This is a genomic window from Streptomyces thermoalcalitolerans (genome assembly GCF_039525155.1).
Taxonomy (GTDB): Bacteria; Actinomycetota; Actinomycetes; order Streptomycetales; family Streptomycetaceae; genus Streptomyces; species Streptomyces thermovulgaris.
The window spans coordinates 59,713-85,408 of sequence record NZ_BAAAHG010000014.1; the positions used below are offsets into that span (position 1 = coordinate 59,713).

The 25,696-nt window shown below is 72.0% G+C and carries 22 protein-coding genes and 1 riboswitch; of the genes, 8 read left to right on the top strand and 14 right to left on the bottom strand.

What is annotated here, in order from left to right; genetic code table 11:
• Position 1 precedes the first annotated feature (1 nt).
• The 3 genes from ABD224_RS11330 (at position 2) to ABD224_RS11340 (ending at position 4,151) form a co-directional block, all read left to right on the top strand.
• Positions 2 to 1,357, top strand: a complete 1,356-nt coding sequence (locus tag ABD224_RS11330; protein ID WP_344049306.1) for a sulfate adenylyltransferase subunit 1 — start codon at positions 2 to 4, stop codon at positions 1,355 to 1,357.
• Positions 1,354 to 2,820 (top strand): FAD-binding oxidoreductase, encoded by a 1,467-nt coding sequence (locus tag ABD224_RS11335; RefSeq protein WP_344049307.1) that lies wholly within the window; start codon positions 1,354 to 1,356, stop codon positions 2,818 to 2,820. The genes ABD224_RS11330 and ABD224_RS11335 overlap by 4 nt, the downstream gene beginning before the upstream one ends.
• A 302-nt stretch (positions 2,821 to 3,122) precedes the next feature.
• On the top strand, positions 3,123 to 4,151 hold the full coding sequence (locus ABD224_RS11340) for a methyltransferase (RefSeq protein ID WP_344049308.1): 1,029 nt from the start codon (positions 3,123 to 3,125) through the stop codon (positions 4,149 to 4,151).
• A 58-nt stretch (positions 4,152 to 4,209) separates the two neighbouring features.
• On the opposite strand, the gene ABD224_RS11345 is transcribed toward ABD224_RS11340, so the two are convergent.
• From ABD224_RS11345 to ABD224_RS11355, 3 genes are all read right to left on the bottom strand, one after another.
• Entirely contained in the window at positions 4,210 to 5,259 is a 1,050-nt protein-coding gene (locus ABD224_RS11345; RefSeq protein WP_344049309.1) for an aldo/keto reductase, read from the bottom strand.
• Between the two features lie 50 nt (positions 5,260 to 5,309).
• On the bottom strand, positions 5,310 to 6,356 hold the full coding sequence (locus ABD224_RS11350) for a 3-dehydroquinate synthase family protein (protein WP_344049311.1): 1,047 nt from the start codon (positions 6,354 to 6,356) through the stop codon (positions 5,310 to 5,312).
• Positions 6,357 to 6,419: 63 nt separating this feature from the next.
• Entirely contained in the window at positions 6,420 to 7,172 is a 753-nt protein-coding gene (locus ABD224_RS11355) for a siderophore-interacting protein (RefSeq protein ID WP_344049312.1), read from the bottom strand.
• 160 nt (positions 7,173 to 7,332) lie between these two features.
• On the opposite strand from ABD224_RS11355, the gene ABD224_RS11360 reads away from it, so the two are divergent.
• On the top strand, positions 7,333 to 8,181 hold the full coding sequence (locus ABD224_RS11360; RefSeq protein ID WP_344049313.1) for a shikimate dehydrogenase family protein: 849 nt from the start codon (positions 7,333 to 7,335) through the stop codon (positions 8,179 to 8,181).
• Between the two features lie 107 nt (positions 8,182 to 8,288).
• On the opposite strand, the gene ABD224_RS11365 is transcribed toward ABD224_RS11360, so the two are convergent.
• The gene (locus ABD224_RS11365) at positions 8,289 to 9,671 is read right to left on the bottom strand and encodes a peptidase C39 family protein (protein ID WP_344049314.1); all 1,383 of its coding nucleotides are present in this window, start codon (positions 9,669 to 9,671) and stop codon (positions 8,289 to 8,291) included.
• Between the two features lie 217 nt (positions 9,672 to 9,888).
• Between ABD224_RS11365 and ABD224_RS11370 the strand changes: the two genes are divergently transcribed.
• Together ABD224_RS11370 and ABD224_RS11375 are read left to right on the top strand one after the other, a co-directional pair.
• Positions 9,889 to 10,584, top strand: a complete 696-nt coding sequence (locus tag ABD224_RS11370; RefSeq protein ID WP_344049315.1) for a uridine kinase family protein — start codon at positions 9,889 to 9,891, stop codon at positions 10,582 to 10,584.
• A 405-nt stretch (positions 10,585 to 10,989) separates the two neighbouring features.
• The gene (locus tag ABD224_RS11375; RefSeq protein ID WP_344049317.1) at positions 10,990 to 12,837 is read left to right on the top strand and encodes an AAA family ATPase; all 1,848 of its coding nucleotides are present in this window, start codon (positions 10,990 to 10,992) and stop codon (positions 12,835 to 12,837) included.
• 105 nt (positions 12,838 to 12,942) lie between these two features.
• Here the strand turns inward: ABD224_RS11375 and ABD224_RS11380 are convergent, their stop codons facing one another.
• From ABD224_RS11380 to ABD224_RS11425, 10 genes are all read right to left on the bottom strand, one after another.
• Positions 12,943 to 14,028, bottom strand: coding sequence for a hemolysin family protein (locus ABD224_RS11380; RefSeq protein WP_344049319.1), 1,086 nt, complete (start codon positions 14,026 to 14,028; stop codon positions 12,943 to 12,945).
• A complete protein-coding gene (locus tag ABD224_RS11385) occupies positions 14,025 to 15,371 on the bottom strand; it encodes a hemolysin family protein (RefSeq protein ID WP_344049321.1) in 1,347 nt (448 codons plus the stop codon). The genes ABD224_RS11380 and ABD224_RS11385 overlap by 4 nt, the downstream gene beginning before the upstream one ends.
• A gap of 289 nt (positions 15,372 to 15,660) precedes the next feature.
• Positions 15,661 to 16,122, bottom strand: a complete 462-nt coding sequence (locus tag ABD224_RS11390; RefSeq protein WP_344049322.1) for a PH domain-containing protein — start codon at positions 16,120 to 16,122, stop codon at positions 15,661 to 15,663.
• A gap of 78 nt (positions 16,123 to 16,200) precedes the next feature.
• Positions 16,201 to 17,049 carry an ATP phosphoribosyltransferase gene (hisG, locus tag ABD224_RS11395; RefSeq protein ID WP_344049323.1) on the bottom strand — a complete coding sequence of 283 codons (849 nt, stop codon included), beginning with the start codon at positions 17,047 to 17,049 and terminating at the stop codon, positions 16,201 to 16,203.
• Positions 17,050 to 17,126: 77 nt separating this feature from the next.
• A complete protein-coding gene (locus tag ABD224_RS11400) occupies positions 17,127 to 17,399 on the bottom strand; it encodes a phosphoribosyl-ATP diphosphatase (RefSeq protein ID WP_344049324.1) in 273 nt (90 codons plus the stop codon).
• Between the two features lie 34 nt (positions 17,400 to 17,433).
• Positions 17,434 to 17,919, bottom strand: a complete 486-nt coding sequence (gene ribH, locus ABD224_RS11405) for a 6,7-dimethyl-8-ribityllumazine synthase (RefSeq protein ID WP_344049325.1) — start codon at positions 17,917 to 17,919, stop codon at positions 17,434 to 17,436.
• A gap of 23 nt (positions 17,920 to 17,942) precedes the next feature.
• Positions 17,943 to 19,310 (bottom strand): GTP cyclohydrolase II, encoded by a 1,368-nt coding sequence (gene ribA, locus ABD224_RS11410; RefSeq protein WP_344049326.1) that lies wholly within the window; start codon positions 19,308 to 19,310, stop codon positions 17,943 to 17,945.
• The gene (locus ABD224_RS11415) at positions 19,307 to 19,951 is read right to left on the bottom strand and encodes a nicotinamide mononucleotide transporter family protein (protein WP_344049327.1); all 645 of its coding nucleotides are present in this window, start codon (positions 19,949 to 19,951) and stop codon (positions 19,307 to 19,309) included. The genes ribA and ABD224_RS11415 overlap by 4 nt, the downstream gene beginning before the upstream one ends.
• A complete protein-coding gene (locus ABD224_RS11420; protein WP_344049328.1) occupies positions 19,948 to 20,556 on the bottom strand; it encodes a riboflavin synthase in 609 nt (202 codons plus the stop codon). The genes ABD224_RS11415 and ABD224_RS11420 overlap by 4 nt, the downstream gene beginning before the upstream one ends.
• Before the next feature lie 151 nt (positions 20,557 to 20,707).
• Positions 20,708 to 20,837: riboswitch (FMN riboswitch) on the bottom strand.
• A gap of 484 nt (positions 20,838 to 21,321) precedes the next feature.
• The gene (locus tag ABD224_RS11425) at positions 21,322 to 22,554 is read right to left on the bottom strand and encodes an ROK family transcriptional regulator (protein ID WP_344049329.1); all 1,233 of its coding nucleotides are present in this window, start codon (positions 22,552 to 22,554) and stop codon (positions 21,322 to 21,324) included.
• Between the two features lie 134 nt (positions 22,555 to 22,688).
• Here ABD224_RS11425 and ABD224_RS11430 point away from each other — a divergent pair, with 134 nt between their 5' ends.
• A complete protein-coding gene (locus tag ABD224_RS11430) occupies positions 22,689 to 23,903 on the top strand; it encodes an MFS transporter (RefSeq protein ID WP_344049330.1) in 1,215 nt (404 codons plus the stop codon).
• Positions 23,904 to 24,127: 224 nt separating this feature from the next.
• Positions 24,128 to 25,564 carry a uracil-xanthine permease family protein gene (locus ABD224_RS11435; protein ID WP_344049331.1) on the top strand — a complete coding sequence of 479 codons (1,437 nt, stop codon included), beginning with the start codon at positions 24,128 to 24,130 and terminating at the stop codon, positions 25,562 to 25,564.
• The last annotated feature ends 132 nt before the right edge of the window (positions 25,565 to 25,696 follow it).

Below are 25,696 nucleotides of genomic sequence, written 5' to 3' on the forward strand. Positions count from 1 at the left end.
CGTGCCGACCACCGCGCTTCCCCCTGACGCAGCGCCTCGCTCCACGGACACCGCGCTGCTGCGGTTCGCCCTCGCCGGCAGCGTGGACGACGGCAAGTCCACGCTCGCCGGGCGCCTTCTGTACGACTCCGCGAACGTCCTCGCCGACCAGCTCGCGGCGATCGACCGGGCCTCCGGCGGGGCCGGAGGCCCGGACCTCGCGCTGCTCACCGACGGACTGCGGGCCGAGCGCGAGCAGGGCATCACCATCGACGTGGCGCACCGCTACTTCGCCACGCCCCGGCGTCGGTTCGTCATGGCCGACACCCCGGGACACGCGCAGTACACCCGCAACACGGTCACCGGCGCGTCCACCGCCGACCTCATGGTGATCCTCGTCGACGTCCGCAACGGCGTCGTCGAGCAGACCCGCCGGCACGCCGCCGTGGCCGCGCTGCTGCGGATCCCGCACGTCGTTCTCGCCGTCAACAAGATGGACCTGGTCGGCTACAGGGAGGACGAGTTCCGCGCGGTCTCGCAGGAGTTCACCGGGATCGCGCGCAGACTGGGCATCCCGGAGACGACCGTGATCCCGTTGTCGGCCCTCCACGGCGACCAGGTCGTCACCCCTTCCGAACGGCTGTCCTGGTACGACGGCCCCTCGTTGCTGGACCACCTGGAGACCGTACCGCCGGCCCGGGAACCGGCCGGGGCGCCCGCCCGGTTCCCGGTCCAGTGCGTCATCCGGCCGCGCACCGCCCAGTACCCCGGCTACCGGGGCTACGCGGGCCGGATCGCCGCGGGCACGTTCCGCGTCGGTGACCGGGTGACCGTCCTGCCCGCGCGGTCGGCCACCACCGTCAGCGGCATCGACGCCCTCGGGGTACCGGTGGAGCGGGCCTCGGCGCCGCAGTCGGTCACGCTGCTGCTCGCCGACAGCCTCGACGTGGCGCGCGGCGACCTGATCGTGCCCGCCGGACAGGAACCACCGCTCACTCGCACCGTCGAGGCCACGGTCTGCCATCTGCACGAACACCCGCTGCGCCGGGGCGACCGAGTCCTGGTCAAGCACACCACGAGAACCGTGCGCGCCCTGATCGCCGACATCCCCGCTCGGCTCGCCCCGGGCCTGCTGGACGAGGAGCCGGCACCGGACCGGCTCGACGCGGGCGACATCGGACGCGTGGTGCTGCGCACGGCCGAACCCCTCGCTCCGGACGCCTACCGGGACTCCCGGCGCACTGGCTCATTACTGCTCATCGACCCGACCGATGGCAGTACGCTCGCCGCCTGCATGGCCGGCCCCGGGCCGGTGTGCCGTGCGGACGCCGCCGGCACCCGCACGGCGTGGGACGACGACGAAAAGGAAGGCCAGTGAACGACGCGAACCCGACGCACAGGGCGACTTCGGCCCCTCCGACCCCGGAAGACCTGCGGCGGCTCACCGAGAACGTCAAGGGCCCCGTGTTCCTCCCGGGCGAGCCCGGCTACGCCGAGCACACCGACGGCTTCGACCAGGCGGTCAGGCACCGGCCCGCGCTGGTCGTGGCCGTGGCGAACGCCGACGACGTGGTGACCTCGGTCCGCTTCGCCCGCGACCACGGGCTCGGCATCGCCGTCCAGGCCACCGGGCACGGTGCCAGCCTGCCCGCCGACGAGCACGCGGTGTACCTGTCCACCCGCGCCATGAAGGGCGTCCGGGTGGACCCAGAGCTGCGCACCGCCCGGCTCGAGGCCGGTGTGCTGTGGCAGGACGTCATCCCGCTCGCCGCCGAGCACGGGCTCGCCCCGCTGAACGGCTCGGCCCCCTTCGTCGGTGCCGTCTCCTACGTGCTGGGCGGCGGCATCGGTGTCCTCTCCCGGCGCTACGGCTATGCCGCCGACCACGTCCGGCGCATCGAGGTGGTCACCGCCGACGGCGAACTCCGCGTCGCCGATCAGGACGAGAATCCGGACCTGTTCTGGGCACTGCGCGGCGGCAAGGGCAACTTCGGCGTGGTGACCGCGATCGAGATCGAGCTGATGGACGTGGCCCGGCTGTACGGCGGCGGCCTGTGGTACCCGGCCGAGTCGGTGCGGGACGCGCTCCATCTGTACCGCACCTGGGTCACCGGAATGCCGGAGGAGATGGCCTCCTCCTTCTTCATGATGGACTGGCCGGACGCCGACGGCGTGCCCGAGGAGCTGCGCGGGCGCTTCGCCCTGCACCTGCGGCTGAGCTACATCGGCGACCCGGCGGAGGGAGAGCGCCTGATCCGGCCGCTGCGCGAGGTGGGACCGATCCTGCTGGACACGGTCACCGACATCCCGTACACACAGGTCGGCACCATCCACAACGACCCGCCGGTCGCGGGCTCCTACCACATCAACAACTTCCAGCTCAGCACGCTGGACGAGGAGACGGTCGAAGCGATCCTGGAGCTGGTCGGACCCGGTACGAAGAGCGCGGTCAGCCTGGAGGTCCGCAACCTCGGCGGCGCCCTGGCCCGCCCGCCGCGGGTGCCCAACGCGGTCGCGCACTTCCCCGAGGCCCGCTTCCAGGTGTACTCGGCCGGGGTCCTCGGCATCGGCGAGGACGAGGCGGTGTACGAGGGCCACGACCGGGTCGTGGCGACGCTCGCGCCGTGGGCGACCGGCACCCGCATGCTCAACTTCATGGCGGGCGTCGCCCACACCGACCCCGCCGATGTGCGGCAGGCGTACACGGCCGAGGCGTACGAGCGTCTGGTCGAGCTGAAGACGGCCTGGGACCCGGGCAACATGTTCCGCTTCAACCACAACATCCCGCCGCGGACGGCCAGGAACCAGAGGGTGCCGTCCGAATCGGGCCGGCTCCGGTGAGCAGTGCCCCGCAGCCGGGTCGAGCGGGGCCCGGTTCGTGCAGCTGCACGGCGGAGCAGAGGAGAAGGAGGAGAAAAGGCGGGAGAAGAGGCGGGAGAAGAGGCGGGAGGGAGGGCGGAGGAAGAAAGGGTGAGGAGGAAGCCGACGTGGAGCGTCGGCGCGTGACGACGCGGCGGAGGTACGCACCGAATCCGCGGCACACGGCACGATCCGCACGGCATCCCCCCGGCCTGCCTTTCCTCCGCCCCGCGCGGCCCGCTCCGTCCAGCCGATCACACCGACGAGCGATTGCGGAGATTGCCATGACCGAGCACGTCAGGACCGTGGACCAGAGCGTCAGCCGGCAGATGGTGGAGCTGCTGCAAGGGGCGTGGCGGGCGCGGGCCGTCCATGTCGCCGCCGAACTGGGCATCCCCGATCTGCTGGCCCGGGGCGAGCGTACGGTGGCCGACCTGGCCGAGCGCACCGGCACGCACGCACCGACCCTGGGCCGACTGCTGCGGGTGCTGAGCACGTTCGGAGTGTTCCGGCGGCTGCCGGACGGGCAGACCTATGCCCAGACGCCGCTGTCGGCCGTGCTGGTCACCGACCCGGGCAGTCCGGAGTCGACCGACGCCCGGTTCATGGCGGCGAACTGGCACTGGGCCGCGTGGGGCGACCTGCTGCACACGGTGCGCACCGGCGAGTCGTCCTTCGAAAAGGCGAACGGGATCTCCTTTTGGGAGCTGACCAAGAGCGACCCCGACGCCAAGCAGCGGTTCAACGCCGCGATGAGCGCGGTCTCGGAGGCGGAGAGCACCGGCATAGCCCGCGCCTACGACTTTCCGGCCGGGGCCCATGTGGTCGATGTCGCCGGCGGGCTCGGCAGTCTGCTGGCGGCGATCCTCACCGAGCATCCGACGGTCCGCGGCACCGTCCTGGAGCGTCCGGAGATCGTGCCGCTGGCCGAGGAACTCCTGGCGAAGGCCGGCGTCGACGGGCGGTACGAGACGGTCGCCGGAGACTTCTTCGAGGAGATACCGGCAGGCGCGGACGTGTACACGATCAAGCGCGCGCTGCACGACTGGGACGACGACACCATCGTGCGCATTCTGACCCGGATCCGGGAGGCCATGCGCCCCGGCGTACCGCTGCTGATCATGGAGAGCATGGTGGACGAGACCTCCGACCAGGAGGCGCTGTTACGGGGGCTGTTGCTGACGGTGCTGGTCGGCGGCCAGGACCGGCCCGAGTCGGACTACCGGGAACTGGCCGGGCGGGCGGGTCTCACGGTGCGGCGCAGCATCCCGGTCGGCGGCGATCTGCGGATTCTGGAGGCGGTCCGGGTCTGAGCGCCCGGGAGGCCGGCGCCCCGAACCGGACCTCTCGGTCCCGCAGGGGCGCCCCCGCTCAGCGGCGGGCCGTCTCCCGCGCCATCCTGCGGGGCCCCGGCCGCCGACGCCGCGCCGTGTCGGCGAGCAGCCGCCGCACCGCATGGTTGTCGGCGGGGTTGAGGTCGCTGCCGGGCGGCACGATCTCGTCGATCCGGTCGAGGATCTCGTCGTCCAGGACCGTCCCGGCACCGGCGAGCAGGTCGGTGAGCTGGTCCACGGTCCGGGGTCCGATGATCACCGAGGTCACGGCCGGGTGGGCCTGGACGAAGCCCAGAGCGAGATGGGTGAGCGGCATCCCGGCCTCCGCCGCCAGCGCGCGCAGTCGGCTCACCGCCCGTGCCTTGGCCGCGTTCGCGGGCACGGTGAGGTCGAACCGCTGTGGTTCCAGAACCGTACGGCCCTTCCCGGGTGTGGCGTCGCGGTCCGAGAGCCAGCCCGCGCTCAGCGGACCCCAGGCGAGGACGCCCATGCCGTGCCGCTGTGCGGTCGGCAGGACGTGCATCTCCACGCTCCGGCTGAGGATGGAGTACGCGGACTGCTCGGAGCGGAAGTGGACATGGCCGCGGCGCTCGGCGGTCCAGCGGGCCTCGACAATCTGGTCGGCGGGGAAGTTGGAGGTGCCGATCGTCCGGACTTTTCCCGCCCGCACCAGGTCCGACAGCGCGGAGAGCGTCTCGTCGATGTCGGTGTCGGGGTCGACTCCGTGCACCTGGTAGAGGTCGATGTGGTCGGTGCGGAGCCGGCGCAGGCTGCCCTCGACGGCCCGCATGATCCAACGCCGGGAGTTTCCGCGATGGTTGGGGTCCGGGCCCATGGGGCCGTGGAACTTGGTGGCGAGGACGACATCGTCGCGGCGGCCCCTGAGTGCTTCCCCGACGATCTCCTCGGTGCCGCCCTCGCCGTAGATGTCGGCGGTGTCCACCAGGTTGATCCCCGCGTCCAGGGCCATTCCGATGACCCTGTGTGCCTCCTGCCGGTCGGGGTTGCCCCAGGAACCGAACATCATGGTGCCCAGGGCCAGTTCGCTGACCGAGATCCCGCTGCCACCGAGGATGCGCCGTTCCATGCGTCCGTTCGTCCTCCGGTCGTCTCGACTGCTGATCGGGGCATGCCCGGCTACGGCCGTCCGGCGCGGGGCATGCCGGTGAGCGTGCGGACCACCTCGGCCTCCGGTACGTCCTGCACCAGTTCCACGCCGTCCGGCCCGTCGAGCACGAAACTCAGGCCGTGCGTCGCCTTCTTGTCGAGCCGCATCAGCGGGACGAGGGCCGCGGGGTCGAGGTCCGCGGGCAGGGCGTCGGGCAGTCCGTAGGCGCGCACGACCTCCTCGTGCTCGGCGACCCGGTCGGGGCCGATCCGTCCGAGGGCACCGGCCAGGCGCCCCGCGAACACGGTGCCGATCGCCACGCACTCGCCGTGCCGCAGCGCGTAGCCGGTGGCGCGCTCCAGCGCATGGCCGAGGGTGTGGCCGTAGTTGAGCGTGTGCCGCAGACCCGCGTCCCGTTCGTCCGCGGCCACCACAGAGGCCTTCAGACGGACACTCGCGGCGATCTGCTCGATGAGCGGAAGCCCGCGCAGGTCGCCGGCACCGATGAAGTGGCAGCGGGCGATCTCGCCGTAGCCGTTGCGCCACTCGCGCTCGGACAGGGTGCGCAGATAGTCGGTGTCGCAGAGGACCGCTGCGGGCTGCCAGTAGGCGCCGACGAGGTTCTTGCCCTGGGCGAGGTTCACCGCCGTCTTGCCGCCGACGCTCGCGTCGACCTGGGCGAGCAGGGTGGTGGGCAGATGGATCACGGGAACGCCGCGGTGGTACAGGGCAGCCGCGAGGCCCACGGTGTCGGTGGTGGTGCCGCCGCCGCAGGAGACCACCACATCGGTCCGGGTGAGCCCGAAGTCGGCGAACGCGCCGCACAGCCGTTCCACGGTGGCCAGTGTCTTGTTGTCCTCGCCGTCGGGCAGCGACAACTGCAGTGCCGGAACGCCCGGATCGGGAGCCTCGTCCACGGACCGGGCGGTGACGACGGCGGCCCGGCGTGCCCCGAGGTCCCGGACGAGCGGGGCAAGCAGTCCGCGGCTTCCGGGGCCGATGTGCACAGAGTAGGAGCGCGCTCCCAGTGACACGTCAATGCGCTGTACCTCAGCTGCGTGCCGTGTACGCGTCATGCGCTCTTTATACGCGCCCCGTCCGTCCCGCGCGAGGGTGCCTTCCGGTGCCGCCGGCCCGTCTCAGAGAAGGCCGGTCCGCCCCGCCGCCCAGTGGACCTGGGTCTTCACCGCGTAACGCGGCCAGGCCCGTTCACCGCACAGATGGCGCACCACGGCCCGGCAGGTGGTCGCCTCGCCCGCGACGTAGGCGACGCCCGGCTCGGGCGGCAGCCGCAGCCGCCGTACGGCCTCCAGCAGCACCCGCGACCCCACGGCGGAGGCGCGGCCCCGGTGCACCCAGGGAAGACCACGCAGACCGTGCGGGGCGGTGAACTCGCCGTCCGGACCGGTCGTCTCCAGCACCCCGCAGGCCGCCGCCTCCGCGGGCAGCGCGGCCAGCATGGTCAGCAGCGGTACCGCGCCGGTCTCCTCGCCGATGAAGACGTGGTAGCGGGCCCGGGGCTCCAGCGTGATCCGGTTGCGCGGCACGCCCACACGGGTCCGGTCCCCCGCCGCCGCGGAGAACGCCCACCGGCTGCCCGGGCCCCCCGGCTGGTGCCGTGCGATCCGCAGCGTCAGCGTGGCGCGCGACGGACTGTGCGTCCACACGGAGTACGTCCGCAGCCGCGGTACGCCGTCCGCGTCCGGCACCTCCAGCGGCAGATGCGCGCCCGGTTTGCTGCGCAGGACCGCGAGCGCGGGCCCCATGAGAGTCAGCTCCCGCATGTCCGGGGTGACCTCGCGCACCTCGGCGACCTTCACGTCGAGCATCCGGGTGTCATGGAACCGCCGCCCCTGCCCCGCGCCGCGCCGGGGCGTGCCGAAGAGACTCACCCGTTCCGCCCTCCTTGGTTCCCGCAGCCGGCCGGACCCTGCCGCCGCTCAGTATGCCGCCCGCGCACGAGGCCCCGTTGATTCCCCTGACGGCGCGTGGTTAGGGTTCCCGGGATTCGGGTGCACCGGGACCTGGCCCAAGGATGTCGGAGGGTTCGGTATGGCATCGGAACACCATCTCATCACCGGCAGTACCCGTCTGTTCGCCGTGATCGGGGATCCGGTCGAGCAGGTGCAGGCACCCTCGATGATGAACGCGCTGTTCGTCCGGCTCGGCATCGACGCGGTGCTGGTGCCGGTGCACGCCACACCGGCACGCCTCGCCACCGTGGTCCGGGGGCTGCAGAGCGCCGGGAACGTCGACGGGCTGCTCGTCACCGTGCCGCACAAGGGGGCCGTCCTGGACCTGGCCGACGAGGTGAGTCCCACGGCAGCGCTCAGCAATGGCGCGAATGCGATGCGCCGGGCCCCGGACGGCCGGTGGCAGGCCGACAACTTCGACGGCGAGGGCTTCGTACGGGGGTTGCGCGCGGCCGGGCACGAACCGGCGGGCCGGCATGTCTGGCTCGTCGGCGCGGGCGGGGCGGGCAGCGCCATCGCCGTCTCCCTGTTGTCGGCCGGTGCCGACCTGACGGTCACCGACAGGGACGAGCACCGGGTGCGCGCGCTTGCCGAGCGGTTGTCGCCGCGCTTCCCGGGCCGCCTCCGCGGCGCCGCGGGTCCCGTGACGGCGGATCTGGCGGTGAACGCGACCCCGCTGGGCATGCGCCCCGAGGATCCTCTCCCCTTCGACCCCGCGTTCCTTCCCGGCAGCGCGGTGGTGGCCGACATCGTGATGAAGCCCCGGCGCACGGCACTTCTGCGAACGGCGGAGGAACACGGTCTCGCCGTGCACTACGGTGCGGCGATGCTGACCCACCAACTGGACCTGTACGTGGACTTCTTCGGCCTCGGCAGGCGGCCCGCCCGGCCGGGGCACGAGGTGCGGCGGCAGCGCTCCGGCGCATAACGGCGCTCCTCACCTCCCTCTCTGCGGCGGCGTCCTGCTGGGCGGGACACAGGTCTCCCGGGGCCGCGGCGGAGCGCGGATGCCGCCGCGGCGGGAACGGAGCCGGGTCACAGGATGCCGAGCGAGCGCAGAGCACGGTGCTGCCCCGGTGTCGGCCTGACCGGGAAGTACAGGTAGCAGATGCCGCCGCTGCCGGAGACGACCTTGCCGGACGCGTTGTACCGCTTGGTCCTGAGCCAGATGTTCTCGAACTCCCGGCGCCGGTACACGCGCCGTACCGCCTCGTTGTCCGGTGAGGCCGGGTCGTTGGCCACCACGTCGCCGTCGGCGGTGAAGCCGACGACGGTCATCAGATGCCCGGCGGTGCCGTAACCGGCGCCGGTCAGCTCGCTCGCGAGGAAGGACTGGGAGGTGATGACCGGGATGCCGGCCGCGATCAGCGTCTCGAGGTCGGTGAGCGATCCGAGCCGGGTGACGACCCCCTGCAGGTCCTTGAAGGTGGCCGCGTAGGCGGCGTTGAACGGCCAGTTACCGCAGCCGGCGTACTGGTAGTCGTATGTGTACCGGGCGGCGTGGCAGATCTGCGGGTCGCTGAAGGACGGGTCGACCCAGGACAGTTGCCCGGGGGTGAGCCGGCCGCCCCAGTACTCGATGACCATCTGGGAGGAGGTGGGGCTGCACCAGGCCTCACCGCCGTTGTCGTACTCGGGGTACCGGCCGGCGTGGACCTCCTGCGAGTAGCGCGGGACGGGCAGCTCCCGGGCCGGGCCGGGTGTGGAGGCGGGGACGGTGAAGCGGTCGGGGATGTCCGAGCCCATGGCGCCGATCCGCCACACGGTGGGGGTGAGGGTGGTGCCGGGCCTGCGGTGGAGGGTGAGCCGCAGCCGGTACGAGACGAGGCGCAGCCCGGAGGCCGGGGCGTCCACGGCGAGGGTGTCCGTCCAGACGGTGCTGCGCCCGTCGCCCTGTCCGTCGACGGAGGTCCGCCTGATGTCCTGGTCACCGGCCGCCCAACGGCCCATCACATACCAGGGGGTGTCCGTGCCGTCGGAGTACGTGCCCCGCAGCTCGACCTGGAGCCAGGTCCCGGCCGGGGTGTGCGCGTTCCAGGAGGCGACCGCCTCGGTGGCCGGCACGGCGAGCCGGTGGACCGGTCCCGTCCATGTGGCGTACTCCCAGGTGGCGGTGGTGCCGGTGTGCGGGTCGGTGTAGTCGGTGGTGCCCACCGGCCGCGTCATCCTCAGACCGGGGCGGACGCCCGCGACGGCGTGTGTGCCGCGGGCCGTGCCGCTGAGCCAGTCGGTGTAGGTCGTCCAGGCGTGGTAGTCGACCGGGCGGGCCGGGGTGGTACGGGGACGGCCGCCGGCGGCCGGGGGTGCGGCGGCGGGTGTGTCCGTGGCGGCGACCGCCAAAGCGGCGTCTCCCGCCATCGCCGCGGCGACCGCGGCGGCCAGGACGGATCTGCGGGACGGCTGTTCGGCTCTGCTCATGGCTGGATGACCCCCAGGTGTCCGATGTCGGGGCGGGTCCGTGCACAGCTGTGCGCCCACTATGACCGCGATGCCCCTCTCCGGCCAGCACTCCGGCACGAGCCGTATCCGCCTTCATGGGTCTCCACCATGGGCACGAGCTGCCACGAGCTGCCACGGGCTCGAGGAGCCGTCCCGCCGCGGCTCGGGGGACGTCACCGGAATGCCTCGGAGGCGCATGCCTCCTTTGGGGGTCTTTGCATGGTCCGGTTATGTTCCGGGAGTGGCCGTTCACGCTCTCGCCGATCGTCTTCACCGCCTGCCGCCGTCCTGCGGGACCGTGCGGCTCATCGGCGTCGACGGGCACGCCGGATCCGGGAAGACCACGTTCGCCGGGAAGCTGGCGGCGGCCCTCGGGGAGGCGCCCGTGCTGCACCTGGACGACATCGCCAGTCACCGGGAGCTGTTCTCGTGGGACGGGCGGCTGCTGAGCGAGGTCGTCGAGCCGCTGCGGCGCGGGGTGACGGCGCACTACCGCCCGTACGACTGGCGGGCCCGGCGGTTCGGGCCGGCGCGCCCGCTGCCGCCGGCGCCGGTGGTCCTCGTCGAGGGCGTGGGGGCGGGACGGCGGGTGCTGCGCCCGTATCTGGCGCGGCTGCTGTGGATGGATCTGCCCCGCGAGGAGGCCTGGGCGCGGGGGCGGGCACGGGACGGGGAGGAGCAGAGGGAGTTCTGGTCCGGGTGGGTCGAGGCCGAGCGCCGGCACTTCGCCGAGGACCCCTCGCGTCCCTTCGCCGACCTTCTGGTGCGGCAGTCGGCACAGGGGTACGAGGTGCTTCCGGGGCCTGCCGGGACCGTTGGACCGGACCAGTTCGTCACCGACGGTAACGAATCGGCGTCAATGTGCTGTACCTGTGAAGATCGTCGCGCGTGAACTTCCCCGACTGTCTCAACTCCGCTTGACCCAAGGGCCGTACAGGACTTACGTTCTCACTGTGCGGCCGTCGAGGACCGCCGACAGACACGAAGCCCCCGGTTGTTCCCCCGTGATCGGGGGCTTCGTTCTGCCCTCCTGCCGTTTTCCGGACGCCGTCCGGCGCCATGTGATCACCCTCGGTCACCGCAGGGGACGCCCCCGGTCCGCCCCGCCCCGTCGAACGGCCCGTACGGCACTCTTCGGCGCGTGGCGGCCCCGCGGGTACGATGCCCTCGGTGCGACCTTCGGCCGGCCGCTCAGCACACGGCAACTCCGGTCCGCGGTACAGCAGTTCGACCACAGGAGGCCGTCCGGTGGATGCCGGGCGGGCGACCCTTGGGGGCACGGTTTGTGGGGGACGTGATGGACTTCGGCACACAGGGCCCCGACGCCCCGGCCGACCTCGCGTGGCTGCGAGGCGTGGACGCCTACACCATGGGCGCCTATGCACAGGCGGAGGAGGAGTTCCGCACCGCGGTGCGGCTGGACCCCGGGATGGCCGACGCCTGGCTCGGGCTGCACGCCCTGCGGGTGGACACGACGACCGCGCTGCTGCGGATGTTCCGGCACCGGGACCGTTTCGGCGAGCAGCGCGCCCGGCACCGCCGCACCCTCAACTCCTGGTACTGGCTGGGCTGGTGGGTGCAGCCCGTCCTCGAAAAGCCCCGTGATCTGCTGCTCGCGCACGCCTCGCACTGGCTGGACGGCCGCCATGTCCCCGAGCTGGACCGGGCGCTGGCCTGTCTGCCGCCGGTGGACACCGACCCCCAGGTCCGCTTTCTGCACGCCTGCCGCGCCTATCTCGTCAAGGACTGGGAGCAGCTGATCCGGCACACCGACCCGCTGCTCGACGACCCGCTGCTCGGCATCGAGGCCGGGCTGTTCGGCGGCATGGCCCGGGTCCGGATGGAGATGTACGGGCAGGCCGAGCCGCTGCTCGCGGCCGCGCTGATGCGCTGCCGCAGCGAGCAGCCGCAGCGCAAGGAGTTGCGGTACTGGCTGGCGCGGGCGCACGAGGGCACCGGGCGCAGCGCCGCCGCGCTCCCCCTGTACCGGGCGGTGCACCGGGTCGATCCGGCCTTCATGGACACCTCGGCACGGCTGGCGGCGATCGCCGAGAGCGACGGCTACGACGACGTGTCCGGGCTCTCCGCGGTCACGCTGACCGATGCCGGGCAGGAGGCGGTGGACGGTCCGGACACGCTGGACCCGCTCTTCGGCACGGAAGGGCGCGACCTGAAGCCGTCCGGTTCCGATCTGCTGTCGGCGGCCGATCCGGCGGTGCGCCGGCGGACCACGGGAGGCACGGGGACGCTGCCCTCGGGGCCGACCGATCCCGCGTTGCTCGAGGAAGCGCTTGCCGAACTCGAGCGCATGGTGGGGCTGGAGCCGGTGAAACGCCAGGTCAAGGCCCTGTCCGCGCAGTTGAACATGGCACGGCTGCGGGCCGAGCAGGGGTTGCCGGTGCAGCCGCCCAAACGTCACTTCGTCTTCTCCGGTCCCTCCGGCACCGGGAAGACCACCGTCGCCCGCATCCTCGGTCGTGTCTTCTACGCGCTCGGGCTGCTCGGCGGCGACCATCTGGTGGAGGCCCAGCGGGCCGATCTGGTCGGCGAGTACCTGGGGCAGACCGCCGTCAAGGCCAATGAACTCATCGACTCCGCCCTCGGGGGCGTCCTCTTCGTCGACGAGGCGTACTCGCTGTCCAACTCCGGTTACGGCAAGGGGGACGCCTACGGCGACGAGGCGTTGCAGGTGCTGCTCAAACGGGCCGAGGACAACCGTGATCAGCTGGTGGTGATACTCGCCGGCTACCCCGAGGGCATGGACCGGCTGCTCGCCGCCAACCCCGGGCTGTCGTCCCGCTTCACGACCCGGGTGGACTTCCCGTCGTACCGTCCCTCGGAGCTCACCGAGATCGGCAAGGTGCTCGCCGCGGAGAACGGCGACCTGTGGGACGAGGAGGCCCTGGAGGAACTGCGCTCGATCGCCGAGCACGTGGTCGAACAGGGGTGGATCGACGAACTCGGGAACGGGCGGTTCCTGCGGACGCTGTACGAGAAGAGCTGTGCGTACCGGGATCTGCGGCTGTCGACGTATCCGGGGAAGCTGTCCCGGGAGGACCTGGCGACGCTGCGGCTGCCGGACCTCATGCAGGCGTACGGGGAGGTTCTGTCGGGCCGGGGTCCTCAGGACCCGTCGGCGTTGTGACGGCCGCCGGCCCCGTCGCTCCGGGTGCCCCGGCCGGCTCCTCCGGGTGTCCCCGCAGGCTCCGGCGGGGGCACGGTGCCCCCGCCGGAGCCTGCGGCCGGGCGACTACGGCGCCAGTGCCTCCTTCGGCTCCCCGCTCCTCCCCGGCTCGGCCGGAGGTGTCTCCGCCGGCGTCCGGTGCGCGGGGTCCCGTACCTCGCCCACCAGGAGTTCCAGGACGTCCTCCAGGGCGACCAGGCCCAGCACCCGGCCGGAGGCGTCCGCCACCTGGGCCAGGTGGGTGGCCGCCCGGCGCATGACCGTCAGCGCGTCGTCGAGCGGCAGCTCGGCGCGCAGGGTGGTCATCGGGCGCCAGGTCCGCCGGGGCACGGCCTGGTCGAAGTCCTCCAGGTCCAGCACGTCCTTGACGTGGAGGTAGCCCAGGAAGGCTCCGTCGCCGTCGACGACCGGGAAGCGGGAGTAGCCGGTACGGGCGGTGAGCTCGACGACCTCGCCGGGGGTGACCGACGGGCCGACCGTCACCAGGGACTCGCGTTCCAGCAGGACGTCGGTCACCGGGCGGGAGCCCAGCTCCAGTGCGTCCTCCAGGCGCTCCTGCTCCTCGGGGTCCAGCAGTCCCGCCTGGCGGGAGTCCTCCACCAGCCGGTTGAGCTGCGCCCGGGTGAAGGCGGCCTCGAGCTCGTCCTTGGGCTCGACGCGGAACAGGCGCAGAACCCCCTCGGCGCAGGCGCCGAGCACGGTCGTGACCGGCCCGCACAGACGTGCGAAGGCGACCAGACCGGGGCCGAGCCACAGCGCGGTCCTCTCCGGTGCGGCCAGGGCGAGGTTCTTCGGCACCATCTCGCCGATGACGAGGTGGAGGAAGACCACGGCCACGAGGGCGATGACGAAGCCGAGCGGGTGGACCAGTCCGCCGGGCAGCCGCAGCCAGGTGAACACCGGCTCCAGCAGATGGGCCACCGTCGGTTCGGCGACCGCGCCCAGGGTCAGCGAGCAGACGGTGATGCCGAACTGGGCGGCGGCCATCATCTGCGGCAGCCGCTCCAGGCCGTGCAGCACCTGGCGGGCCCGTGCGGTGCCCAGCGGCTCGATCTGGCTGCGGCGGACGGAGACCAGGGCGAACTCGGCACCGACGAAGAAGCCGTTGGCGAGCACCAGCAGTACGGCGAAGACCAGATGGAGCACGCTCATCGGGCGGCCTCCGCCACGGCCGCGTCCGCGTCCTCCGCGGGGGCGGTACGGACCAGCCGTACCCGCTCCGCGCGATAGTGCCCGACCTGGTGCACGACCAGCTTCCAGCCGGGCAGCTCCGCCTGGTCGCCGGGGGCCGGGATACGGCCGAGCAGGTCGGCGACCAGACCCGCGACGGTCTCGTACGGACCCTCGGGCACATCCAGGCCGATGCGCTCGAGCAGGTCGACGCGGCAGCCGCCGTCGACGTCCCAGGCGGGCCGGCCGTCCTCCGGCGGGGCGGGGGCGAGCTCGGGCACATCCGTGGCGTCGTGCTCGTCGCGGACCTCGCCGACGAGTTCCTCGACGATGTCCTCCAGGGTGACGACGCCCGCCGTGCCGCCGTACTCGTCGACCACGACGGCGATGGGCTGCTCGCTGCGCAGCCGGGTGAGCAGCAGCCGCACCGACAGGGTCTCGGGGACCAGCAGCGCCGGGCGGGCGATACGGCTCACGGGGGTGCGCAGCCGTTCGTGCGCCGGCACCGCGAGGGCGTCCTTGAGGTGGACCATGCCGACGATCTCGTCGATCTTCCCGCGGTGGACGGGGAAGCGGGACAGGCCGGTGGCACGGGTGAGGTTGACCACGTCCTCGGCGGTCGCCGAGGCCTGCAGGGCACTGACCTTCACCCGGGGGGTCATGACGTGCTGTGCGGTCAGTTCGCCCAGGGACAGGGTGCGCACGAAGAGGTCCGCGGTGTCCGGTTCGAGGGCGCCGGCCCGGGCCGAGTGGCGGGCCAGCGAGACCAGCTCGTCGGGGGTGCGGGCGGAGGCCAGTTCCTCGGTGGGCTCGACGCCCAGGGTGCGCACCAGCCGGTTGGCGACCGCGTTCAGCGCGGCGATCACCGGGCGGAACAGACGTGAGAAGACGTACTGCGGGCCGGCCACGAAGCGCGCGACCTGCAGGGGGCGGGAGACCGCCCAGTTCTTGGGCACGAGTTCGCCGATCACCATCTGGACCGCCGAGGCCAGCAGCACACCGACGACCACGGCGGTTCCGGAGACGGCTCCGTCGGGTATGCCGACCGCCGTGAACGGCCCGTGCAGCAGCCGGGCCAGCGCCGGTTCGGCGAGCATGCCGACCACCAGGGAGGTGAGGGTGATGCCGAGCTGGGTGCCGGAGAGATGGAACGACAGTTCCTTGAGGCACGCGACGACCCGGCGGGCCCGCGAGTCGCCTTCGGCGGCGGCCTTCTCGACGTCCGGGCGCTCGACGGTCACCAGGCCGAACTCGGCCGCGACGAAGAAGCCGTTGGCCAGGATCAGCAGGAACGCCGCTGTCAGGAGCAGCAGGGGGATGATCACGATGCCGCCGCCTCCGCGTGTCCGCGCACCGCGGTCGAACGGTGGGCGCTATGTCGGCTGGGGGCGGCGCAGGTACTGCAGGACGATCCGTCCATTGCCGGAGGGAGTCACTCCTCGGGTAGCAGGAGCCCCTGGCACCGGGCGGCACTCAGGGGCGGAGGCACCGTGGACGACGCCTCCGCCCAACAGAATATTCAAGACAGGGCTCCCCGCATCAGAGCGGACGTCTCCCGGCTCGGTCCTGGGACTTCCTCTCAGCCCGGGGATTCCCTCTGAGACCGCTCGGGATCTAGGACCGCTCGGGGTCCGGGATGGACCGGGCCTCGACGAGCGCGCGCAGGGTGCGTGCGTCGGTGAGGGCCCGCTGCCTGGCGATGCCCGGCTGGATGGCGAGCACGGGCAGGCTGGTGCCGTCGCTGAGGTCCAGGAACACCCATGGGTCGCCGGGGCGCAGGTTCACCCGCAGGATCTCCGCCCAGGCCAGCCGGCGCCGGCTGATGATGTTGACGACGGTGACACCGGAGTCGTCGGCGACCGCCTTCGGCCGGGCGAGCAGGACCGGGACCCCGGCGAGCAGGGCCCCGGTGAAGATGAAGCTGAGGCGCTCGGGGGGACTGATCCGCTCCAGCAGCAGGGCGACGGCCGAGATCGCCGCGAACAGGGCGGTTGCGGCGGTGAGCAGGACGGCCCGGGTGCGGCCTGGCCGGAAGGTGACGGGCAGGGCGGGCAGGTCATCGGACAGATCAGACATCGCCGTGTACGCCTTTCATCGCTTTCGCCCTCTTCTGACCCTTCTGCCCCTTTTTGTCTCTTTTTTCTTTTTCGTCCGTCAGAGGCGGCAGGCGTGGATGGCCGTGGTCAGGATGGCGCGGGCGCCGATCCCGTACAGATCGTCCATGATCCGCTGGGCCTCGTCGGCCGGGACCATGGCGCGTACGGCGACCCAGCCCTCGTTGTGCAGCGGGGAGACGGTCGGGGACTCCAGGCCCGGGGTGAGCGCGACGGCCTTCTCCAGCTGCTCGACCCGGCAGTCGTAGTCCATCATCACGTACGTCCGGGCCACCAGGACGCCCTGGAGGCGGCGCAGGAACCTCTGCACCTCGGGCTCCTCGGCGTCCGCGCCGGTACGGCGGACGACGACCGCCTCCGACTTCATGATCGGTTCGCCGACGACCTCCAGGCCGGCGTTGCGCAGCGAGGTCCCGGTCTCGACGACGTCCGCGACGACCTCGGCGACGCCGAGTTCGATGGCGGTCTCGACGGCGCCGTCCAGGTGGACGATGGAGGCGTCGATGCCGGCGTCGGCGAGGTGCTTGGCGACGATGCCCTCGTAGGACGTGGCGACCGTCTTGCCGTTCAGGTCGGTGATGTCGTCGACGGTGCCGGGCTTGGCCGCGTAGCGGAAGGTGGAGCGGGCGAAGCCGAGCGGCAGGATCTCCTCGGCGCCCGCTCCGGAGTCGATGAGCAGGTCACGGCCGGTGATGCCGATGTCGAGACGGCCGGTGGCGACGTAGATCGCGATGTCGCGCGGACGGAGGTAGAAGAACTCGACCTCGTTGGCCGGGTCGACGATCCGCAGTTCCTTGGACTCGCGCCGCTGCCGGTAGCCGGCCTCATGCAGCATCTCCGCCGCAGGGCCGGCGAGTGAACCCTTGTTGGGGACGGCGATGCGCAGCATGAGGTCGGCTTCCTTCGTTCGTCGCGGTGCTTGTGCTGAATTGTGCAGGAGTGCGGGAACCGGTGTGAGACCGGTGCTCAGAGATGAGCGTAGACGTCGTCCAGGGAGATACCGCAGGCGACCATCATCACCTGAACGTGGTACAGCAGCTGCGAGATCTCCTCGGCGGCCGCCTCCTTGCCCTCGTACTCGGCGGCCATCCAGACCTCGGCGGCCTCCTCGACGACCTTCTTGCCGATGGCATGGACCCCCTTGCCGACGAGTTCGGCGGTGCGGGAGGTGGCGGGGTCACCGTGGGCGGCCTTGTGCTGAAGCTCGGCGAAGAGCTCCTCGAACGTCTTCTTGGACATGGTGATGCCCACCCTACGCGCTCCGGGCGGCGGCTCACCGCCAAGGTTCGGATACTGAACGGAGCGTGGCCGCGGTCGCCACCGCCGCGGTGACCGCCTCGTAGCCCTTGTCCTCGCTGGAGCCCTCGAGGCCCGCCCGGTCCAGGGCCTGCTCCTCGGTGTCGCAGGTGAGGACGCCGAAGCCGACGGGCACGCCGGTCTCGACCGCCACCTGGGTCAGCCCCTGGGTGACCCCCTGGCACACATAGTCGAAGTGGGGGGTGCCGCCGCGGATGACGACGCCGAGGGCGACGATCGCGTCGTAGCCGCGGCCGGCCAGCACCTTGGCCACCACCGGGAGCTCGAAGCTGCCGGGGACACGGAGCAGGGTCGGCTCGTCGATCCCCAGTTCGTGCAGGGCGCGCAGGGCGCCGTCCACCAGCCCGTCCATCACCTGCTCGTGCCACTGCGCCGCGATGACGGCGACCCTGAGGTCCCCGACGTTGCGGACGGACAGTTCCGGTGCACCCTTGCCGCTCACGTGTCTCCTCGGTGTTCGTGTGCTTACTGGTTGCCGCAGGTGGACACGGCGGTGGTGTCCAGCCACGGCAGATCGTGGCCCATCCGGTCCCGCTTGGTGCGCAGATAGCGGAGGTTGTGCTCGCCGGCCTGGACGGGCATCGGCTCCCGCCGGGTGACCTTCAGGCCGTGCCGGAGCAGGGCCTCGGTCTTGTCGGGGTTGTTGGTCATCAGGCGGACGCTCCTGACGCCGAGGTCCCGCAGGATCTGTGCGCCGGCGCCGTAGTCGCGGGCGTCGGCGGGCAGGCCGAGTTCGAGGTTGGCGTCGAGGGTGTCCCGGCCGCGTTCCTGGAGCTCGTAGGCGCGGAGCTTGGACATCAGGCCGATGCCGCGTCCCTCGTGGCCGCGCAGGTAGACCACCACTCCCCTGCCCTCGGCCTGGATGCGCCGCAGGGAGGCGTCCAGCTGGGGGCCGCAGTCGCAGCGCTGGGAGGTGAAGACGTCACCGGTCAGGCATTCGGAGTGGACACGGACCAGGACGTCCTCGCCCTCGCCGATCTCGCCGTGGACGAGGGCGACGTGCTCGACGCCGTCGGCGGCGGAGCGGTAGCCGTACGCCGTGAAGGTGCCGTGCGTGGTGGGCAGGTGGACCTCGGCCTCGCGGCGGACGAGGGGCTCGTGCGGGGACTCCTCCCGCTCCCGGGGGTGCCCCTGCTCGAGCGGTGAGGCCGGGAGCGGGGCGGGAGCCGAGAGCTCCCGGGAGCGGCGGTAGGCGATCAGGTCCTCGATGGAGATGATCGTCAGGCCGTGCTTGCGGGCGAAGACGATCAGCTCGGGCAGGCGGAGCATCCGGCCGTCCTCGCCGGCGATCTCCACGATCGCCCCGGCCGGGCGCAGCCCCGCGAGCCGGGCGAGGTCCACGGCGGCCTCGGTGTGGCCGTTGCGGACGAGCACCCCGCCGGGGCGGGCGCGCAGCGGGAAGACATGGCCGGGGCGGACGAAGTCGGCGGGCTCGGCGGTGCCGCTCGCCAGCAGCCGGAGGGTGGTGGCGCGGTCGGCGGCGGAGATGCCGGTGGTGACGCCGTGCTCGGCGGAGGCGTCGACGGAGACCGTGAACGCGGTCTTCATCGACTCGGTGTTCTCCTCCACCATCTGCGGCAGTCCGAGCCGGTCCAGCTCCTCGCCCTCCATGGGGGCGCAGATCAGGCCGCGGCACTCGCTCATCATGAAGGCGACGATCTCGGGGGTCACCTTCTCGGCGGCGACGACGAGGTCGCCCTCGTTCTCCCGGTCCTCGTCGTCGACGACCACGATCGGGCGGCCGGCCGCCATGTCGGCGATCGCCTGCTCGATCGGGTCGAGGGAGAGGTCCTCGACGTTGTCCGTGCTGCAGAGGACGGGTGCCGCGGTCATGCGGGCGCTCCTTCCAGGACCGGCTGCGCCTTCTCGCGGGTGCGCAGCCACCAGTCGCGCATGCCCCACAGGACGAGTGCGCCGTAGACGATGTAGACGAAGCCGGAGAAGGCGAAGCCGTTGGCGAAGTTGAGCGGGACGCCGACGGCGTCGACCAGGAGCCAGGCGAACCAGAACTCGACCATGCCGCGCGCCTGGGCGTACATGGCGATGAGTGTGCCGACGAAGATGTAGGCGTCGGGCCAGGGGTCCCAGGACAGCGACGGGTAGGCGTGGAACAGGCCGGAGACGGCGACGGTGCCGCCGGCGGCGGCGCCGAGCAGGACGGCCCGCTCGCGCCAGGTGGCGAACCGTACGGCGATGTGGCCGTCCTCCGCCCGGTTTCCGCCGCGGTTCCACTGCCACCAGCCGTAGACGGCGACGCTCATGACGATGATCTGCTTGCCGGCGCTGCCGGACAGATGGGCGGTGGCGAACGCGGTGAAGAGGATCAGGCCCGAGAGGAACTGGGTGGGCCAGGTCCAGAGGGAACGCCGCCAGCCGAACGCCAGGGCGATCAGGCCGATGACGTTGCCGATCATGTCCGACCACTTGATGTGCTGGCCGAGGACGGTGAAGGCCTCGGAGTTGAGCCAGTTCACCGTGCGACCCCCCGGGCCCGGTCACCGAGCAGCCGCTCGACGTACTTGGCGACGACGTCCACCTCGAGGTTGACCGGGTCGCCGGGCTGCTTGAAGCCCAGCGTGGTCAGCTCCAGGGTGGTGGGGATGAGGCTGACGGTGAAGTGCTCGTCGCCGGCCTCGACGACGGTGAGACTGATGCCGTCGACGGCGATGGAGCCCTTCTCGACGACATAGCGCGCGAGGTCCGCCGGGAGCGAGATCTTCACGATCTCCCAGTGCTCGGAGGGGGTGCGCTCCAGGATCGTGCCGGTGCCGTCGACGTGTCCCTGCACGATGTGGCCGCCCAGGCGGGCGCCCACCGCGGTGGGGCGTTCGAGGTTGACACGGGAGCCGACGGTGAGGGCCCCGAGGCTGGAGCGCTTGAGGGTCTCCGCCATGACGTCGGCGGTGAACTCGTCGCCCTCGTGCTCGACGACGGTGAGACAGACCCCGTTCACGGCGATGGAGTCGCCGTGCCGCGCACCCTGGGTCACGACGGGGCCGCGGAGCCGGAAACGGGCGGCGTCGCCGAGGTTCTCGACGGCGGTGACCTCGCCCAGCTCTTCGACGATTCCGGTGAACACTTCCCGGGTCCTCCTGCCTCTTCGGGCACGGACTCCGGGGCTGCCGACGACGGCAGACTGTGCGAACGAGAACACCCCAGGTGACACCGGACGGGGCCGCCCAAAAGGGCGAGCCCGGATACGGCGCCACGCACAGGTGCGTGCCCGCTCGCCGCGCACTGCCTCCCATCCGGACTTTGACCGTCGGTCCAGGAATTCCACCTGGTCAACCGTTCGCCGAAGCGACCGGGTCGCGGACTTTAACCGCCGGTTCGGAGTTTCACCGACCCCGGAGTGCGCTGTTACTGGTACAGGCCCAGTGTGCCACGCCTGATCGGCTTCCCCACAGGGGGGCGCTGTGGAGTGGCTCACAGGGCAAGGGAGCGGACGTCGTGCGGGCGTGGAGATCCGGCGGCGGGCAAGGGCCGTCGTCACCGCCGCCGGACCGGCTTGTACGGATGTCAGACACTAAGTGGACTAGACCAAGCAGTCAACTGGTGTGCGGCACAAGGATGTTGCTTCCAGGCGACCGGAACGCCCCATAAATGCTGGGGAGTTGGGGTGCAGGAGGCGGAGCGGGCCGGCTGCTCCTCTTTTCCCCCCGGTCTCTTCGCCTTTCCCCCCGGTCTCTTCGTTCTTCGTCGTCCTTCGTCGCGACAGGCTGCCCTTCGCCTCAACAGGCCGTGGCGAAGGGGACGTTCGAGAAGCACTGGCGACCGACAGGGGTGGGCGCGACGGGGACAGGGGGTTCGGTCCCGCCGGAATCCGGGGCGGACCCCCGGGTGGTCACCTCTTGGCCCGCCGGGGCGGACGGGCGGTCGGGCCGGATGACGCGAGCAGCTCGCTCTGGGCCCGTTCACGGGCCGTCAGCAGTGCTCCGCGCAGCACCGCCCCTCCGCCCAGGGAGCTCGCCCGCACCTTTGTGGGCAGGGGGGACAGTCTTGTGAGCCGCTCCTCCACACGCGTGGCGAGGGCGTCTCCGCCGGCCTGCCCCATCTCGCCGCCCAGGACCACGCACCCCGGGTCCAGGACGGCCACGACCGACGCGACCCCGAGGACGACGCGGTCGGCGAGGGCGTCGAGAAAACGCGCGGCCGGGGCCCCGCCGGTCCGGGACGCCTCCGCGACCACGGCGGCCCGCACCTGCTCCGCGGCGGCCGGCTCCCGGCCGTCCTCCCTCACCGGCAGGCCGTGTTCCGCCGCCAGTTCCGTCACCGCCGCCGCCCCCGCCAGCGAGTGGAATCCGCCCGCGCAGTCCATCGCCGAGGGCAGGCCGCCCGTGCCCGGGACGGGCAGGAAGCCGATCTCGCCCGCACCGCCGGAGGCCCCGCGGCGCAGGGCGCCGTCCAGGACCACGGCCGCGCCCGTGCCCTGGCCGAGCCACAGCAGGGCGAAGGTGTCCCGGTCCCGGGCGGCCCCCTCGCACTGCTCGGCCAGCGCGGCGAGGTTGGTCTCGTTCTCGACGGTGACGCGGGCGTGCGGCAGCCGTTCCTGCAGTGCGGCCACCAGCCGGCGGTGCCACCCGGGCAGGCTCGTGGAGTCCCGCAGCTCGCCCGTGACCGGGTCGACCAGGCCCGGGGCGCCGATGCCGACCGTGTGCAGCCGCCGCGCCCCCGCCTTCTCGGCCACCCGCTCCACCAGCGCGACCGCGTGCTCCACCGCGTCCCCGGTGCCGGTGTCCCCGCCGATCGGCACATGCGCCTCGGCCAGTTCCCGGCCCAGCAGATCGGCCACGGCCACCGTGACGCCCCCGGTGCGTACATCGAGGGCGGCGAGGTGGGCGCGGTCGGCGGCGATGCCGTACAACCGCGCGTTCGGGCCACGCCGTTGCTCCGTGGACTCCCCCACCACGGTGATCAGACCGGAGGCCGTCAGGCGTTCGACCAGATCGGCGACCGTCGGCCGGGACAGACCGGTGAGCTGCTTCAACTGCCCTGCCGTCAACGGCCCTTCCTGCTGCAGCAGCCGCAGGGCGAGCCGGTCGTTGATGGCCCGGGCGGTGCTCGGGGATGCGGGCATGCCGGGAATCCTCTCAGATCGGCGGGCGTCGGACGGCCGTGTGCCGACTTTCTATCAGGAAGGCTTCCTGATAGTTTTCGTCGGCGTGCTTCACGCAAGGGGGCGATGACGTACAACCGGGGAGGGGCCGGACAATGACTGCAGTGGGCCATCAGCAACGCGAAGTCCGGCACGCCCGGTACGCCGTCGCGGCCGTCTTCGCCGTGCACGGCGCCGTCACCGGTTCGTTCGCGACCCGTGTGCCGTGGATCCAGGAGCACGCCTCGGTCGGTCCGGGGCAGCTCGGGCTCGCGCTGGCGTTCCCCGCGGTCGGCGCCTCCTTCGCGATGCCGCTCGCGAGCGGCATCAGCCACCGCTTCGGCGCCCGCAATGCACTGCGCGGACTGATCGCCCTGTGGACGCTCTCCCTCGTCCTGCCCTCCCTGGCCCCGAACCTTCTCGCCCTGTGCCTCGGCCTGTTCGTCTACGGCGCCACGGCGGGCATGGCGGACGTCGCCATGAACGCCCTCGGAGTGGAGGTCGAGGACCGGCTCGGCCGCTCGATCATGTCCGGTCTGCACGGCATGTGGAGCGCGGGTGCCCTGGTCGGCTCGGCGGCCGGCACGCTCGCCGCGCACCTCGGCTCGGACGCCCGGCTGCACCACGCCCTGGCCGCCGCCGTGCTGACCGTCCTGGGGGTGGCCGCCTGCACCTGGGTCCTCGATCCGCGGCCCACCGGGGACGAGGGGCCGCCGCCGCGGTTCGCGCTGCCGCCGAGGTCGGCACTGCCGATCGGCGCGATCGGGTTCTGCGCGGTGTTCGCGGAGGGCGCGAGCCTGGACTGGTCGGCGGTGTACCTGCGGCACCAGCTGGAGACCTCGGCCGGTCTCGCGGCGGCCTGCACCACCGGCTTCGCACTCACCATGGCCGTCGCCCGGATCGCGGGCGACCGGGTGGTGGACCGGTTCGGCTCGGTGCGCACGGTGCGGGCGAGCGGCGTCCTGGCGGTCCTGGGCGGCCTGCTCATCGTCCTGGGGATCCATCCGGCCGTGGCGATGACCGGATTCGCGCTGATGGGCCTCGGCATCGCGGTCGTCGTACCGCTGTGCTTCGCCGCGGCCGGCCGCAGCGGGCCGAACCCCGGCCAGGCCATCGCCGGTGTCGCGACCCTCACCTACACCTCGGGGCTGATCGCTCCGAGCGCGATCGGCGGACTGGCCCAGGTGACCAGCCTCACGGTCTCCTTCGCCCTGGTCACGCTGCTGGCCTGCGGTCTCGCCGCTTTCGCCGGGGTGCTCAGGGCGGGCGACCGCAGCCGGCCGAAGGTCGGTCCCGCGACGGACGCGGCGGTCCCCGGCCCGCGGCCCTGACCTTCCGGCACCAAGGCCGCGCAGCCCGGCCAGGACGCGAGGACGGAGAACTCTCCGGTCACGGGCTCTCCGGCCCCGGGCTCTCCGGCCCCGGACTCTCCGGCACTCCCGGCAGAAGCCCTTCTTCCGGCAGAAGCCCTTAGGGCACCCCCGGCAGAAACCTTTCGGGCACCCCCTGACAATGGTCCGGACAGTCCGCAAAGAGCAAGAAAGCGAAACCCACCATGGATCTCGGCGTGCGCTGGAAGCTGCACGGTGACGGCCGGACACCCGCTCCCGGTGCGGTCGTCCGGCCCGACGAACGGCTCTCCTGGCCCCGCACCGCAGGACTCGGCGCCCAGCACGTCGTGGCCATGTTCGGTGCGTCCTTCGTCGCCCCGGTGCTGATGGGCCTCGACCCCAACCTCGCGATCATGATGTCGGGTGTCGCGACCGTGATCTTCCTGCTCGCCACCCGCGGCCGGATCCCCAGCTATCTGGGCTGCTCGCTGTCGTTCGTGGGCGCCGCCGCGGTCATCCGGGCACAGGGCGGCACGAGTGCGACCGTGACCGGCGCGGTCTTCGTCGTCGGCGTCGCGATGTTCCTGGCGGGTCTTGCCGTGCAGCGCTTCGGGGCGCGGATCATCCACGCCGCGATGCCGCCGATCGTCACGGGCGCGGTCGTCATGCTGATCGGCTTCAACCTGGCTCCGGTGACCGCCACCACCTACTGGCCGCAGGACCAGTGGACGGCCCTGCTGGTGATGCTGTTCACCGGGCTGGCCGTCGTCTGTCTGCGCGGCTTCTGGTCCCGCGTCGCGATCTTCCTCGGGCTGGTCTTCGGCTACGGCATCTCCTGGGCCTTCGACCGGATCTTCGGCAAGATCCACTCGGTGGACGCGAGCGGAAAGGTCACCGACCACTGGCGCCTGGACCTCTCCGGCGTCGGCGAGGCCGACTGGATCGGACTGCCGTCCTTCCACGGCCCCTCCTTCGAGTGGTCGGCGATCCTGGTCGCACTGCCCATCGTCATCGCGCTCATCGCCGAGAACACCGGGCATGTGAAGGCGGTCGGCGAGATGACCGGCGACCCGCTGGACGACAAGCTCGGCACCGCGATCTCGGCGGACGGTGCCGCCTCCATGCTGTCGACGGCCGTGGGCGGTCCGCCCAACACCACGTACTCCGAGAACATCGGCGTCATGGCCGCGACCCGTGTCTACTCCACCGCCGCGTACTGGGCCGCCGCCGGCTTCGCGCTGCTGTTCGGCATCTGTCCCAAGTTCGGGGCGATCGTGGCCGCGATCCCGGGCGGTGTCCTCGGCGGCATCACCGTCATCCTGTACGGCTTGATCGGGCTGCTCGGCGCGCAGATCTGGATCAACGCCAAGGTCGATCTGCGCAATCCGCTGAACCTGGTGCCGGCGGCGGCGGGCATCATCATCGGTGTCGGCAACGTCACCATGAAGTTCACCGACACCTTCTCCCTCAGCGGCATCGCGCTCGGCACCCTGGTGGTCATCATCGGCTACCACACGCTGCGCGTGTTCGCCCCCGCCCACCTCAAGAAGCAGGAGCCGCTGCTGGACGAGGGCACGTCGTCCTACAGCGAAGGCGGCGAAAACAGCGAGGACGGCAAGGACAGCAAGGCGGCCGAGGGGGTGCGGCGCGCCGAGCCGTAGGCGTACGGCGGCGTGCGCGTCCCCCGAACCGCCCCGGGCCGTCCGGCTCCCGGCGGCTCCGCCGACGGAACAGGCCCTCGGTCCGCGCCTTGCCCGGGGCCAGGGCGGCCGAGGGCCAAAGAGGCCGAACAG